11 protein-coding genes are annotated in these 14055 nt (G+C 68.9%); 5 read left to right on the forward strand and 6 right to left on the reverse strand.

Going from position 1 to position 14055, the window contains the following annotated elements:
- Positions 1 to 49 precede the first annotated feature (49 nt).
- Positions 50 to 1255 (forward strand): TraB/GumN family protein, encoded by a 1206-nt coding sequence (locus I8J32_RS13545; RefSeq protein ID WP_200616486.1) that lies wholly within the window; start codon positions 50 to 52, stop codon positions 1253 to 1255.
- A gap of 297 nt (positions 1256 to 1552) precedes the next feature.
- Here the strand turns inward: I8J32_RS13545 and I8J32_RS13550 are convergent, their stop codons facing one another.
- The 3 genes from I8J32_RS13550 to I8J32_RS13560 are packed head-to-tail and all read right to left on the reverse strand — an operon-like array spanning position 1553 to position 9275.
- On the reverse strand, positions 1553 to 4651 hold the full coding sequence (locus tag I8J32_RS13550) for an efflux RND transporter permease subunit (RefSeq protein WP_200616487.1): 3099 nt from the start codon (positions 4649 to 4651) through the stop codon (positions 1553 to 1555).
- Positions 4648 to 8151: an efflux RND transporter permease subunit gene (locus I8J32_RS13555; RefSeq protein ID WP_407061031.1), complete on the reverse strand. Its 3504-nt coding sequence runs from the start codon at positions 8149 to 8151 to the stop codon at positions 4648 to 4650. The genes I8J32_RS13550 and I8J32_RS13555 overlap by 4 nt, the downstream gene beginning before the upstream one ends.
- Positions 8148 to 9275 (reverse strand): efflux RND transporter periplasmic adaptor subunit, encoded by a 1128-nt coding sequence (locus I8J32_RS13560; protein ID WP_200616488.1) that lies wholly within the window; start codon positions 9273 to 9275, stop codon positions 8148 to 8150. Before I8J32_RS13560 ends, I8J32_RS13555 begins: the two co-directional genes overlap by 4 nt.
- A gap of 383 nt (positions 9276 to 9658) precedes the next feature.
- On the opposite strand from I8J32_RS13560, the gene I8J32_RS13565 reads away from it, so the two are divergent.
- Positions 9659 to 10045, forward strand: a complete 387-nt coding sequence (locus I8J32_RS13565; protein WP_200616501.1) for a c-type cytochrome — start codon at positions 9659 to 9661, stop codon at positions 10043 to 10045.
- An 11-nt stretch (positions 10046 to 10056) separates the two neighbouring features.
- Positions 10057 to 10524 carry a c-type cytochrome gene (locus tag I8J32_RS13570; RefSeq protein WP_200616489.1) on the forward strand — a complete coding sequence of 156 codons (468 nt, stop codon included), beginning with the start codon at positions 10057 to 10059 and terminating at the stop codon, positions 10522 to 10524.
- A 272-nt stretch (positions 10525 to 10796) separates the two neighbouring features.
- On the opposite strand, the gene I8J32_RS13575 is transcribed toward I8J32_RS13570, so the two are convergent.
- The 3 genes from I8J32_RS13575 to I8J32_RS13585 are packed head-to-tail and all read right to left on the reverse strand — an operon-like array spanning position 10797 to position 13171.
- Positions 10797 to 12077 (reverse strand): transmembrane repetitive protein, encoded by a 1281-nt coding sequence (locus tag I8J32_RS13575; RefSeq protein ID WP_207526617.1) that lies wholly within the window; start codon positions 12075 to 12077, stop codon positions 10797 to 10799.
- Positions 12078 to 12563, reverse strand: a complete 486-nt coding sequence (locus I8J32_RS13580; protein WP_207526618.1) for a hypothetical protein — start codon at positions 12561 to 12563, stop codon at positions 12078 to 12080.
- Between the two features lie 14 nt (positions 12564 to 12577).
- Entirely contained in the window at positions 12578 to 13171 is a 594-nt protein-coding gene (locus I8J32_RS13585; protein WP_200616491.1) for an NfuA family Fe-S biogenesis protein, read from the reverse strand.
- 109 nt (positions 13172 to 13280) lie between these two features.
- On the opposite strand from I8J32_RS13585, the gene I8J32_RS13590 reads away from it, so the two are divergent.
- Both I8J32_RS13590 and I8J32_RS13595 read left to right on the forward strand, forming a co-directional pair.
- On the forward strand, positions 13281 to 13622 hold the full coding sequence (locus tag I8J32_RS13590; RefSeq protein WP_200616492.1) for a 4a-hydroxytetrahydrobiopterin dehydratase: 342 nt from the start codon (positions 13281 to 13283) through the stop codon (positions 13620 to 13622).
- 9 nt (positions 13623 to 13631) lie between these two features.
- On the forward strand, positions 13632 to 14033 hold the full coding sequence (locus I8J32_RS13595) for an energy transducer TonB (RefSeq protein ID WP_200616493.1): 402 nt from the start codon (positions 13632 to 13634) through the stop codon (positions 14031 to 14033).
- Positions 14034 to 14055: the final 22 nt, after the last annotated feature.

Raw genomic sequence — 14055 nt, forward strand, 5'->3', positions numbered from 1 at the left:
ACTTCGTGCGACGGGCACGCCTGACTGCGCGCCTCGCGCTCCGGACTGGATGAACGATTCGATGAACCCTGGCCTCGACGGCCAGCCCCACGCCATCGTCGAGCGCGACGGCGTGCGCTACACCCTGCTGGGCACCGCGCACGTCTCGCGCGCCAGCGTGGACGCGGTGCGCGATGCCGTGGCCAGCGGCCGCTACGACGCCGTCGCGGTGGAACTGGACGCGCCGCGCCTGCAGGCGCTGACGGAACCGGACGCCCTGGCCAAGCTCGACCTGGTGCAGGTGATCCGCACCGGCCGCACCGCGATGTTCGCCGCCAACCTGGCCCTCGCCGCGTACCAGCGCCGCCTGGCGGAGCAGCTGGGGATCGAACCTGGCGCGGAACTGCGGCAGGCCGTGCTCGACGCGCGCGAGCGCAACCTGCCCGTGCACCTGATCGACCGGGAAGTCGGCCTGACCTTCCGCCGTGCATCCCACCGCCTGGGCTGGTGGGGCCGCGCCAAGCTGGGCGGCGGCCTGGCCGCCTCCCTGTTCGTCGACGAGCAGGTGGGCGACGACGAGATCGAGAAGCTCAAGCAGGGCGACATGCTCGAATCCAGCTTCAGCGAGTTCGCCAGCGACAGCCCGGAAGTGTTCGACACCGTCATCGCCGAGCGCGACCGCTACATGGCGGCACGCCTGCGCGAATCGCACGGCGATGCCCGGGAAGTGCTCGCGGTCGTCGGCGCCGGCCACCTGCAGGGCATGGCCCGCCACCTGCGCGAGGAAACCCGCGAACCGGCGTCCCTGCGCGAGGAACTGGAGGCGCTGCCGAAGAAGAGCGACATTCCCTGGTTCACCCTGCTCCTCGCCGCGTTCGTGATCGGCGGTTTCGGCTGGGGCTTCTACCGCGGGGGGCTGGAAGTGGGTTCCGACCTGCTGCTGCACTGGGTCCTGGCGACCGGCACCCTAGGCGCCATCGGTTGCGCCATCGCCGGCGGCCATCCGCTGAGCATCCTGACCGCATTCGTCGCCTCCCCGGTCACCCCGCTCCATCCGGCGCTGGCGTCGGGCACGCTCAGCGCCCTGGTCGAAGCCTGGGTACGCAAGCCTACCTATGCCGACTTCATGGCCCTGCGCGATGACGTGGGCACGCTGAAGGGCTGGTGGAAGAACCGCGTCGCCCGCGTGCTGCTCAACTTCTTCCTGACCAGCCTGGGCACGGCCATCGGCGTGTGGACCGGCGGCGCGGCGATGCTGAGCAAGTTGCTGGGCTGAGTTCCGCCCGGCAGGGCCATCGCTCGTTGGAACAAGCCGATTGGCGGGCGGCCATCGGTTGAGTGGGCCTGCCAGCTGCGCGCAGCACGACGGCCTGGACACGTCGGCGGGATGCGTTCCCGCGCTGACGGGCTGCCCGGTTGAACGACCTGCCGCCGTAACCCTCGTGCCGGCTTGATCAACCCGCCGGCCTGGTTCCGGACAACGGGGCCACTCACGGCAGACAAGCTCTACTCCCCACCAAAACAAACGGGCCGGTTTCCCGGCCCGTCCGCTTGGTTCGATCGTGCCCGGCCTTTACGGGCCGGGCAATATCGCCGTGACCGAGCCGGCCGGCAGGGCCGGTTTGCCCTGGGCGCGACGGATCACGCGCACCGTGCCCGTCCTCAGGTCGTCCAGCAGCGCATAGATCGTCGGCAGGAACAGCAGGCTCACCAGCGTGGAGAACGCCAGGCCGCCGGCGATGGCACGCGCCATCGGGTAGTACGCCGGGCCGTCGCCGCCCATCTGCGTGCCGCCGATGGCGATCGGCACCATCGCCAGGATGGCCGTGCCCATCGTCATCAGGATCGGGCGCAGGCGTTCCTTGCTGCCCACCACCAGTGCCTCGGTGCGGTCCAGCCCCCGGCGGCGCAGGTTGTTGATGTGCTCGATCATCACGATGCCGTTGTTCACCACCACGCCCATCAGCACCAGGATGCCGATGAAGGCCATGATGTTGAACTCGGTGCCGGTCATCCAGAACAGCCAGAACACACCGAACACCGAGAACAGCACGCCGGACATGATCGCGGCCGGGAACAGCAGGGACTCGAACACGGCCGCCATGACGATGTAGATCAGCAGCAGTGCGATGGCCAGGTTGAACAACATCTGCTTCATCGCCTCGTCGTCGTCGCCGAAGCCGCCGCCCTCGAAGCTGTAGCTGTAGCCCGGCGGGAACGACACCGACTTGAGCGATTCCTCCATCGCCTTGCGGGCGTCGGGCATGGTCACCTTGTCGGGCAGGCCCGCCTGGATGGTCAGCGTCGTCTGCCGGTTGGCGCGCTTGATCGAGGTCGCCGCGGGCTTCACGTCCACGTCGACCATCGCCAGCAACGGCACCGTGCGGCCGTCCGGCGCGCGCACCGTGAACGACGCGATGTCCTCCACGCCGAAGTGGTCGGCGCCGGCAAAGCGGATCCACACCGGCACTTCGCTCTCGCCCCGGCGGAATTCCCGCAGCGGCGCTCCGCGCAGGGCCAGGCCGACGAACTGCGAGACCTGCTGGGCGCTGAAGCCGAAGGACGCCGCGCGCTCGCGGTCCACGTGGACGCGCAGCTCGCTGTTGGTGTCACCGATATCGATGCGGACGTCGCGCAGTTCCTTGCGCTTGGACAGGATCGGCACCAGGTCCCGGCCCAGCTCGGTCAGCGTTTCGGTGGAGTCGCCGACCAGGAAGACCTGAGCCTTCTGGCCGGGTCCGCCGCCGCCGGGACCGTTGTCGCCACCCGCGCCGATGGTCGCCCGGGCCGACTTGGGGATCTCCTTGCTGATGGCGTCCACCAGCGGCTTGATCGAGCCGGCGTCGTCGGCGAAGGTCACGCGGGTACCGGCCCAGCCTTCCTCGCTGTACCAGGAGTAGATCTGTTCGATGTGGTACTTCTTGCGGTTGGCATCCAGGAACTGCTCCACCCGCAGCACTTCGTCCGACATCTGCTCCTTGGTGTAGCTGCCGTTCCACTGGTAGAAGAACTCGGTCTCCTTGCCTTCCTCGCCGCCGAACATGTTCACCTTGGTCATCTTCAGCGGGACCAGGCTGACGGCGATGATCAGGATGATGCCCAGGATGGCCTTGCCACGGTGTTCCAGCGTCCAGCGCAGGAAGCGTCCGTACTTGTGCTGCATGCGGAAGATCAGGCCGCCTTCGTTGCGCACCATCGGCGGGGTCTTCAGCCGCGCCGAGATCATCGGGATCAGGCTCACCGCGACCAGCCAGGAGGCCAGCAGCGACACCGAGATCGTGATCGCGATCTGCGACATGTAGATGCTGAGGAAGTTGCGGTCGCCGAACAGGTTCGGGACGAACACGATGCAGTGGCACAGGGTGCCCGCCGACAGCGCGATGGCCACGTGCCGGGTGCCCAGGATCGAGGCCAGGCGCGGCTGGCCGGGAAGGCGCTCGCGTTCCTGGTAGATGCTTTCCACCACCACCACCGCGTTGTCCACCAGCATGCCCACCGCCAGCAGCAGGCCCATCATCGACAGGATGTTGAGCGTGACGCCGGCGAAGTACATGAAGCCCAGCGTCATCACGAAGCAGATGGGGATCGCCAGGGTCACCATCAGCGTCGACGGCCAGTGGCGCAGGAAGAAGAACAGCACGGCGATCGACAGCAGCAGGCCGATGCCGCCCGCCTCCGCCAGCTCCAGCAGGGACTTGGTGACGTTGTCGCCCTGGTTCTCGATGATCTTGATCTGCACGCCGCTCAGCGCCGGCTCCTCGCGGATCCGGTTGACCTCGGCCAGCGCGTTCTTCGACACCTCCACCAGGTTGGCGTTACGCTCCTTGAAGATGTCCAGGCCCACGGCCGGATGGCCGTCGAGGCGGCGGCCCATGTTCATGCGGGCCGGCTTCAGACGCACTTCGGCCACGTCGCCCAGGCGGACGCCGTTGGCGATCACCAGGTCGCGCAGTTCCTGCAGGTCGGTCAGCTCGCCCACGGGCTGCACGCGCAGGCGCCGGCCTCCGTCGTCGATCTGGCCCGCCGACACCGAGAAGTTCACCGCCTGCAGGCGCGTGCTCAGCTCGTTGAGGCTCAGGTTGTGCGCGCTGAGGCGATCGGGTTCGATCGCCACCTCCACTTCATTGGGCGGCGCGCCGGAGATCTCCACCCGCGCCACGCCCGGGATGCGCTCCAGGCGGCGCTTGAACTCGCGGTCGATCAGGTCGTAGGCCGAGACCAGGTTCTGCGACTCGCTGGCCAGCCGGACGCGGAGCACGGGCTGGTCGGTGGTGGAGAACTTCAGCACGAAGTAGCGCTGCAGGTCGTCGGGCAGGTCGGCGCGGATCGCATCGATGCGCTCGCGCGCCTCCGAGGCGGCGATCGCGACGTCGCGCTCCCAGTCGGTGAACTGCATGAAGATCGTCGCCCCGTCGGCCTTGGCCTCCGAGTCGATGCGCTTGATGCCGCTCATGGTCGACATCGACTCTTCGATCGGGCGCAGCACCGTGCGCTCGACCTCCTCCGGCGTGGAGCCCGTGTAGGGCACCTGGACGAAGATGAAGGGCGGCGAGACCTCGGGGAAGGCTTCCAGCGGCAGGCGGATCGCGGCGATCAGGCCGATGACGAACATCGACACGAAGAACATGATCGTCGTGACGGGCCGCTTGATGCTGAGTTCGGCGACACTCATGCGTGGCCTCCGTCCGTCAGCGGGTCGCCCTCGTGCTCCAGCGCGGTGGCCACTTCGGCCTGGTCACGGCGGTTGCGGCGACCGCGTTCGCGGTAGTACTCGTCGGCGCGGCGGTCCAGCCGGTCGTACACCACCGGGATCACCACCAGGGTCAGCAGCGTGGACACCAGCAGGCCGCCGATGACCGTGATCGCCATCGGCGAGCGGACCTCGGCGCCGGCGCCCATCGCCAGCGCGAGCGGCGCGAAACCGAACAGGGTGCACAGCGTGGTCATCACGATCGGACGCAGTCGCGAGCGGGCGCCTTCCACCAGTGCCGTGCGCTTGGCCACGCCTTCCTCGCGCAGCTGGTTGACCTTGTCGATCAGGATGATGGCGTTCTTGACCACCAGTCCCACCAGCAGGATCAGGCCGATGAACACCACCACCGACACCGGCGAGCGCGTCATCAGCAGTGCCAGCACGGCGCCGACCAGGGCCAGCGGGATGGTGAACAGGATCACGAAGGGATGCAGCAGCGACTCGAACTGCGAGGCCATCACCAGGTAGACCAGGAAAATGGCCAGGCCGAAGGCGAACAGCAGCGAGTTGATCGACTCCTTGAGCTCTTCGCCCTGGCCGCCGATGTGCATGCGCACGTCCGCGCCGAGCGGCTGGGCCGCCACCAGGTCCTGCACTTCCTGCACGGCGCCGCCCAGGTCGATGTCGCGCAGGTTGGCCGAGACGATCGCCACGCGTACCTGGTCGACACGGTGGATCTCGCTGGGACCGGTGGTCGACACGACGTCGGCGACGGAGTCCAGCGTGACCGGACGGCTGCTGCCCGGATTGACGATCAGGTGGCGGATGCTCTCGACCGAGGCGCGGTCCGATTCCTGCGCGCGCACCAGCACGTCGATCTTCCGGTCGCGGAAGCTGTAGCGCGTGGCCACCTCACCGCGCACCTTCTTGACCACCGCGTCGGCGATCTGGCGCGTGGTCAGGCCCAGCGACGCGGCGCGGTCCTGGTCGAAGCGGATCTGGATCTCGGGGAAGCCCTGCTCCACGGTCGACTTGACGTCGGCGTAGTGCGCGTTCTTGCGCAGCATGGCGGCCATCTGCTGGCCGGCGCGCTGGATGGTTTCCAGGTCCGTGCCGTGCAGTTCGATTTCCAGCGGCGGCGAGAAGTTGAACAGCTCCGGCCGGCTGAAGTCGACCTGCGCCTGCGGGAAGGCCCGCATCGTCGCGCGCAGCTTCTCGGTCTGGCTGGCTTCGAATTCCTTGCTGCCGCCGCCTTCCATCACGATCGACAGCTTGCCGATGTTCTCGCCGCTTTCGGTGGGGCTGGCATCCAGGCGGGTGCCGCTGCCGCTGACGCCGTACATGCTCGCGATGCCGGCATCCTTGGCATGGCGGGCCTGCAGCTGCGTCACCATCGCATCGGTGTCGCGCAGCGGCGTGCCGGGAGGCAGCTTGACCGTCATTTCGAAGCGGTCCTGGGCCAGCTGCGGGATCAGGTCGGCGCCGAGCATCGGCACCAGCACCAGGGTCAGCGCGAAGGCCGCCGCAGCGCCGCCCAGCACCAGGCCGGGGCGATCGAGCGCGGAAGGCAGCAGGCGCAGGTAGCGCGACTCCACGCGCCCATAGGTCCCCATTGCCCGATCGCTCAGCCAGCGCATCACCGGGCCCACGCCCCCGCTGACACCGCGCCACACGCGGACCACGACCCAGGCGATGCCGAAGAACGCCCAGCGGAACGCGCCACTGATCATGTGCACGATGAACGCCAGCGGCTTGAACGCGCGCGAGGCGGGCTGCCACTTCGGATGCGGCGCTTCCTCCGGGAAGGCCAGCGGCGGCCGGCCCTTCAGGGCGCTGAGCATCGGAATCAGGGTCATCGCCACGACCAGCGAGATGCCGATGGCGATCGCCACGGTCAGCGCCTGGTCGCGGAACAGCTGGCCCGCGATGCCTTCCACGAAGACCAGCGGCAGGAACACGGCGATGGTGGTCAGCGTCGAGGCGACGACGGCCATGCTGACTTCGCGCGTGCCCTGGATGGCGGCATCCAGGATGCCCAGGCCGCGTTCGCGCGCCTTGGCGATGGATTCCAGCACCACGATGGAGTCGTCGACCACCAGGCCTGTGGCCAGTGCCAGGCCGCCCAGCGACATGACGTTGAGGCTCAGGCCCAGCTGGTCCATGAAGAAGAACGTGGTGATGATCGAGATCGGCAGCGACAGGCCCACCACGAAGGTGCTCCAGCCGTCGCGCAGGAACAGGAAGATGATCAGGATCGCCAGGAAGCCGCCGATCACGGCGTCCTTCTTGACGTCGCTGATGGCGTCGCGGATGAAGCCGGACTGGTCCTCGATCGTGGTCAGTTCCACGTCGGCCGGCATCTGCTCCTTGATCTCCTTCAGCCGCGCCTGGATGGCGTCGGCGGTGGCGACCGTGTTCGAGTCGCCTTCCTTGTAGATGGCCAGTTCGACCGCTTCACGGCCGGCCAGGCGGATGATGGCCTCGCGTTCCTTGTGGCCCTGGCGCACGTCGGCCACGTCCTTCAGGCGCACCGGCATGCCGCCGGCGGCGACGCTGGAACCGGAAGACTGCGCGCTCTGCACCGAGGCCGCTGCTGCCATCGCGCTTGCGTCGCCCGAGGCAGCGGCCACGCGGGCCATCTGTTCGGCCGCGCTCGCCGCGGCGCCGCCACCGGCGGCCTGCGTGGTGACGAGCATCTCGCGGATTTCGTCCACGGTGGCGAACTGGTTGACAGTCCGCACCAGGTAACGCTGGGTTCCCTCCTCCAGGCGGCCGCCGGAGATGTTGATGTTCTCCTGCTGCAGGCGCTGGATGACGGTGTCGATCGGCAGGCTGAGCTGGGCCAGCTTCTGCTGGTCGATGTCGACCTGGATCTCATCCTCCAGGCCACCGCCGACCTTGACCGCGGCCACGCCGTCGACGGGCTCGAGCTTCTTCTTCAGGTCGTCGTCGGCGTACCGGCGCAGCATGGTGAGCGCACGCAGCGAATCGCCGTCCTTCTTGGAGGACAGCGCCAGGCGCAGGATCGGCTGGGTGGACGGATTGAAGCGCAGCAGCACCGGCTTCTTGGCTTCCAGCGGCAGCTGCACGACTTCCATCTTGTCGCGCACCTCCAGGCTGGCCTGGTTCATGTCGGTACCCCAGGCGAACTCGAGCACCACGTCGCTCTGGCCGGTGCGCGACACCGACTTGAGCTTGCGCAGTCCCTTGACCACGCCGACGGCCTCTTCGACCGGCTCGCTGATCAGGGTTTCGATTTCCGCCGGTGCCGCACCGGCGTATTCGGTGCGCACCGTCAGGGTGGGATAGCTGAGGTCAGGCAGCAGATTCACCTTCAGGCTGAACAGCGCGATCATGCCGAACAGCAGGAAGGTGATCGCCGTCATGGCGATGGTGACCCGCCGACGGACCGAGAATTCGATCAGGCCGCCGGAGGCCGCTTGCGTGGTGTTGGTCACGGGTTTGGGCCTCGGGCTCAGTTCTTCTTGGCTTCGGTCTTTTCGGCGGCGGCGACCTTGGGCGCGCCCGCACCGATCACCTGCACGACGGTGCCATCGCGCAGCGCGGTCTTGCCGGCGATCACGACCTGCTCGCCCTGCTTCACGCCCGAACGCACCTCGGCCCATTCGCCGTCGGTGTAACCCAGCTTGACCGGCACGCGCGCGGACTTGTCGCCGCGCACCACGAACACCGCCGGTTCGCTTTCATCTTCCAGCAGCGCCACGCGGGGCACCACGAGCGCATCGGCGCGCTGGTCGTAGTCGATCCGGATGCGGCCGAACATGCCCGGCTGCAGGGTGCCGCCGCCTTCGAAGGCGCAGATCACGCGGAAGGTGCCGCTGCCCGAATCCACGACCGGGGCCACGCGGTCCACCGCGCCGGTGAAGACCTTGCCCGGCAGCGCGTCGACCGTCAGCTGCACCGGCAGGCCCGGCTTGAGCGTGGCCAGTTCGCGCTCGGGGACGTTGAGCACGGCTTCCAGGCGGGAGACGTCGACGATGCGGATGATCGGCGTGTTGATCTGGACGAAGTTGCCGGTCTTGATCGAGCGCGACGCCACGATGCCGGAGATCGGCGCGGTCACGTTCGCGTACACCAGTTCCAGGTTCGCGGCCTTGTAGGCGGCGCGCGCGTTTTCCAGGTCGTAGCGCAGCTGGTCGTGGTCGTTGGCGCTGATCAGCTTCTGCTTGGCCATTTCCTGCGAGCGGGCGAAGTTGGCTTCCAGCTTGCGCAGCTGGGCCGCGGCCTGGGCGGCCTGGAGGGTGGCGCGGTCCGCGTCCAGGCGGACCAGGGTCTGCCCGGCGCGCACGTGCTGGCCTTCCTCGACCAGCACGCTCAGGGCGACGCCCGAGACCTTGGCGATGACCTGGGCTTCGGCCCGGGCGTCCAGCGGCGCGGTGCCGGTGTAGCTGGCGGCCACGGCGCGGCGGGAGGCCCTGGCGACCTCGACCGGCACGGCGTCGGGCCCCTTCTTCTCTTCCTTGGCCTTGGCTTCGGCGTCGCCGTTGCCCTTGCTGCAGGCGGACAGGGCAAGCAATCCCGTGAAGAGCAGGCCGGTCAGTACGGCGGCGTATGCGGGGCGGGCGGGGGTCTGGAGGCGCATGGAATCGGTCCCTGGAGGCAGCAGTTAATGGCGTATGCCGGTGTTGTAGATAGGTATATCACCCCGCCCTTCACGGACCATCGGCCGAAGGTCATGGTGACTGGAGCCACGGATGAGACGGGAGGAAAAAACCGGTGCCACGACGCACCCCTCCTTGCATCGCACGGGCTCCCTTTCTTCGATGCGCGGCGCCCGGGATTGGTTGCGGACATCGGCGGCTGCGGGCGCGGATGTGGCGCAGGCTTCGTTGCGACCAAGCGGACGGCTATACTTGCCGACTTGTGCGCGCAGGCCGGGGCCCGAACGGGCGGTCCCACCGGAACGAAGGCGGCGCCGCAGCCCTAGCCAATGCCCATCAGCCATTCGAGAGTGCGGACTACATGATGCGACCGCTGACGATCGCCGCCTGCCTCGCCCTGACCACCGCCGTCGCGTTTGCCGACGACGTGACGCCAGCGCAGGCCACCCCCACCGCAGCCCCCGCGGCTGCCGCCGTGCCGGCGACGCCGGCCGCTACGTCGGGCGACGCCGCCCGCGGCAAGCAGCTGGCCTTCACCTGCCACGGCTGCCATGGCGTCCGGGGCTACAAGAACGCATACCCGAGCTACCACGTGCCCCGCATCGGCGGCCAGTCCAGCACCTACCTGACCAACGCCCTGACCGAATACCTCAAGGGCACCCGCAAGCACCCGACGATGCAGGCCCAGGCGCAGAGCTTCTCTGACCAGGACGTCGCCGATATCGCCGCCTACCTGTCCAGCCTGAAGTGAGCGCATCGACCATGACGAAGAACCTCCTCGCCATCGCGCTCCTTTCGGCCGCATCGCTGGCCCTGACCGCCTGCGGCGGCGGCGAACCGACCGCTCCTGCCGAGCACGAAGCTGCCGCGGAACACGAAGCCGCCGCCGAACACGAAGCCAAGTCCTCGTCCGCCGGCCTGCCCGGTGGCCACGCCGAAGCCGGCGAGCAGCTGGCCTCGACCAAGAACGCCAAGACCGGCCAGTCCTGCGTGGATTGCCACGGCGCCGAAGGCAACGCGCCGATCGACGCCAGCTATCCGAAGCTGGGTGGGCAGTACGCCGATTACCTGGCGCAGGCCCTGCAGGGCTATCGCGGTGGCAAGCGCGAACATGCGCTGATGTCCAGCCAGGCGGCCGAGCTGACCGACCAGCAGATCGCCGACCTCGCCGCGTATTTCGGCTCGCGCACCACGCAGCTGCGCGACCTGGAAGGCACGACCGAAGAGTAAGCGCCCGGCGCTTGCTGGTATCACGGACGGCCCGCGCATGCGGGCCGTTTCTGTTTTGGACGAAGCAATCAGCCCCTTCCCCCGTTGACCAGCCTTCGGCTGTTGAAAGCAAGGGGACGATTGGGATGGGGGCGACGATCGCCGCTCACCCAACGAAAGTGACGGACCCTTCTTCTGGTGCCTCGCGACCGGCCGCCCACTTCAACCCTCCCCCGCAGGCGGAGGAGGGAGCAAGGCGCTGCGGATCCGCTGAACCATCTATCCCGCTTGCGTCACCCGCCCGGTGGCGGCTTGACGCTTCCGTTGTCTTCCTGCAGGTGCGGCTTGAACGGAATGTCCGGCGGCGGTCGCGCGCGCGCGGGCTGGTCGTTGACGTTCGGGTCGCTGATGCCGCAGCCGCCGCCCAGCTGCAGGATCGAGACGATGCACTCGATCTTCTTGGTGGTGCCCGGAATCGGGATGGCCATCCGCTTGATGCCCTTCCGCACCCATTCCTGCAGCAGCGTTTCGTGCGGATGCCAGTATTTGTCCAGCGTCGTGGGCTCATAACCCACGGGCTTGCGCTTGAGCCACGTGCCGGAGCGGTCGAGGTCGACGATGCGATCGTCGATGGTGCCGGGTGGCTGGCCGGTGTTGATGGGGCTTTCGCCCAGGCGCGGGCCGCCTTCGGCGTTGTACAGGCCCTTGGGTTCGCCGCGCTGTCCACCGGGCGTGTTGCGCGTGGACGCGCCCCAGTCGTCCGATCGCGAGGGCGTGGGGAACGCGCCAGGCGCGGACACGGGCTTGGGGCCCTGCCCTGCACTGGCCGCCGCCGGTTGCGATCCCGATCGTGCTGCCGCGGGTGCAGCCGCGGCCCCCGATGGCGCAGTACTTGAAGGTGCAGTGGATGGCGTGGCGTTGGCCGGTGACGCCGACGGGCTTGCCGCCGTCGACGCCTGCGACGCCGCCGGCCCGGGCCGGGTCGGCGTCGGCGAGGTGGCCTGCGACGTGCCGCTGGCAGGCACGGCGGACCGCGCGGCCGAAGGCGTTGGGATATCGCGCGTGCGGACCGTCGCCTCGGGACCGGCGATCGTGGGCTGGGGCGCGGAAGGCGCGGCGATTTCCACCGGCCGCACCTGACGCACGGGCGCAGCCACTTCGCGCACGGCGACGTCGGGGACCCGCGCCTGCACCGGACGCGCGGCGATCTCGCGCGGCGTCAGCTCGGGCATCGTGATCCGCGCCGGCGCCGGTATGTCCGCCTGTTCCACCGTGGCTTCGCGCGCCTGCACGTCGCGTGCGACGACCTCGCGCGGCGCGACCTGCGCCGTCGGCGCCGGCAGCACGAAATCGCTGGGTTCCGGCGTGGGCGCGCTGACTTCCACGCGCTGTTCGACCGGGGGTACCGGCGCGGGAGCCGGTTCGGGCACTTCCTGCGGCTGCACCTGTGCCACCGGTGCCTCCAGCGTGGGCTCGACCGGCGCGGGCTCGCTGACCGATGCCGCCGGCAGTGCGGGTGCGGCCTCGTCCGCCTGCGCAGCCTGCGCCGCGGCCGCCGCCGGCGTCTCCTGCACCTAGGGCACGGGCTGGCCGCCGCCGACGTCCTCCGGCGTGCCGGTGCCGACGAATTCGACCTGCACCACGTCCTCGCCGCGACGCTTGGTCGCTTCCAGTTCGACGGCGAGCAGGTAGACGAACATGAACCAGATCAGCAGCGCGACGAAGACCAGGTGCCAGACCAGGGTGATCGTTGCCGCGATCAGGTGCGTGCGACGGTCTTCGGGCGCCGGGCCGTGCCATTCCTGGCGCCACAGCGAACCAAAGGCCTGCCAGCGGGTGAGCTCGCCCGAACGGCGCGGGCGCTCGGCCAGCGGGCGGGCCAGCAGGATGTCGACCATCGACTGCGCGGTCGCGCCGGTGACCCTGCCCACGCGCGCGGCCATGCCGTCGAACCAGGCCTTCCAGGCGGGCGGGAACTCGCCCGGCGGACGACGCAGATGGGGTGACGTCAGCTGCAGCCGGCGCTGCAGCGCGAGGAGGAGATCTGCGGCGGTATACAAGCGCCGCGTTCCTCTCAGGCCGCGTCGCGCGGGATGTAGGGAGCGGCGCCGGTGTCGTGATCGGTCGCGTCACGCACTGCCGTCACCCCGGGCACCTTCTCCATCAGTGTCTTCTCGATGCCCTGCTTGAGCGTCACGTCAGCCATGCCGCAGCCATGGCAGCCGCCGCCGAAGCGCAGCCACACCACGCCGTCGGCCCCCACTTCCTGCACCGCGACGTGGCCGCGGTGCTGGGCCAGCTGCGGGTTGATCTCGTGCTCCACCAGCCAGCGCACGCGCTCGACCATCGAGGCCGAATCGCCCGGCACCTCGCCCTTGATCCGCGGCGCGCGGATCTGCAGCTGGCCGCCGGTGGCCTGGACTTCGTAGTCGATCTCCGCGCCATCCAGGTAGGAGGTGCTGGCCGCATCCAGCCACAGGGTGAAGCCGTTGCAGTCGATCGCCCATTCGTCGCCCTGCAGGTCGCCGGGTTCGGCGAACTCCAGGCGGACGTCGGCCTTCACCGTACCCGGGTGGACCGCCGACAGGCGCACGCCCAGACCGGGCAGCGCTTCGCGCTCGATCAGCTTGCGGAAGTGGGTCTGGGCGGATTCGGAAATATTGATCATGCGGCTATTCTAGCGGGGTCCACGCGGCCTTAAGCCCGGCCGTGCCTACTCTACGACGTCGAGCGATGTGAATTCGTTCAGTCGATGTGCCCGCCGGAGAAAGCGCACCATGAGCGACCTCATCCCCCTCGCACAGGCCCATTGCCTGCCCCGCCGCGGCAGCGAGCACCGCCTGACCGAGGCGCGAGTCCGCGAGCTGATGCCCGACCTGCCCGGCTGGGAACTGGTCGAGGACGGCCATGCCCTCTCCAAGACGTTCAACTTCGGCAACTATTACGAAACGATGGCCTTCGTGAATGCGCTGGCCTTCATGGCCCATCGCGAGGACCACCACCCCGACCTTGGCGTGCATTACAACCGTTGCGTGGTGCGCTTCTCGACCCACGACGTCGGCGGACTGAGCGAAAACGACTTCATCTGCGCCGCGCGCGCCGAAGCCCTGACCGGCTGAGGAGACGCCATGACCCGCTCCCTGCTTCCGACTTGCGCGCTGGCCGTGGCCGGACTCGTCCTGGCCGCCTGCGGCAAGGCGCCCGCCCCGGCTGCGTCCCTGCCGCCCGCCACGCCCCCGATGGCCCAGCACACACCGCCCCCCGATTACCCGCCGGAACTGGCCTGCCGCCAGGTCGGTGGTCAGGTCGTGCTCGATGTACGCCTGGCCCCCAACGGCGTGCCGGTGGGCATCGACATCTTCCGCAGCAGCGGCGTCAAGGCGCTGGATGACTCGGCGGTCACCGCCGTGCGTGGCTGGCAGTTCAAGGGCGCCACCGCCGGCGGCAAGCCGGTGCCGAGCAAGGTGCAGGTGCCGGTCACCTTCGCGCCGCCCAATCCGCCGCCCGACGAGTGCAACCGCTACCTGTGAGAAGGTGTTGACCGGCCGCGCG

It is taken from the genome of Lysobacter solisilvae (genome assembly GCF_016613535.2).
GTDB lineage: Bacteria > Pseudomonadota > Gammaproteobacteria > Xanthomonadales > Xanthomonadaceae > Agrilutibacter > Agrilutibacter solisilvae.

Bases quoted from the DNA above. Each gene is read 5' to 3' on its own strand.
- I8J32_RS13565 (WP_200616501.1), top strand. From the start codon at position 9,659: ATGCGACCGCTGACGATCGCCGCCTGCCTCGCCCTGACCACCGCCGTC.
- I8J32_RS13560 (WP_200616488.1), bottom strand. From the start codon at position 9,275: ATGCGCCTCCAGACCCCCGCCCGCCCCGCATACGCCGCCGTACTGACC.
- I8J32_RS13570 (WP_200616489.1), top strand. From the start codon at position 10,057: ATGACGAAGAACCTCCTCGCCATCGCGCTCCTTTCGGCCGCATCGCTG.
- I8J32_RS13550 (WP_200616487.1), bottom strand. From the start codon at position 4,651: ATGAGTGTCGCCGAACTCAGCATCAAGCGGCCCGTCACGACGATCATG.
- I8J32_RS13590 (WP_200616492.1), top strand. From the start codon at position 13,281: ATGAGCGACCTCATCCCCCTCGCACAGGCCCATTGCCTGCCCCGCCGC.
- I8J32_RS13545 (WP_200616486.1), top strand. From the start codon at position 50: ATGAACGATTCGATGAACCCTGGCCTCGACGGCCAGCCCCACGCCATC.
- I8J32_RS13595 (WP_200616493.1), top strand. From the start codon at position 13,632: ATGACCCGCTCCCTGCTTCCGACTTGCGCGCTGGCCGTGGCCGGACTC.
- I8J32_RS13585 (WP_200616491.1), bottom strand. From the start codon at position 13,171: ATGATCAATATTTCCGAATCCGCCCAGACCCACTTCCGCAAGCTGATC.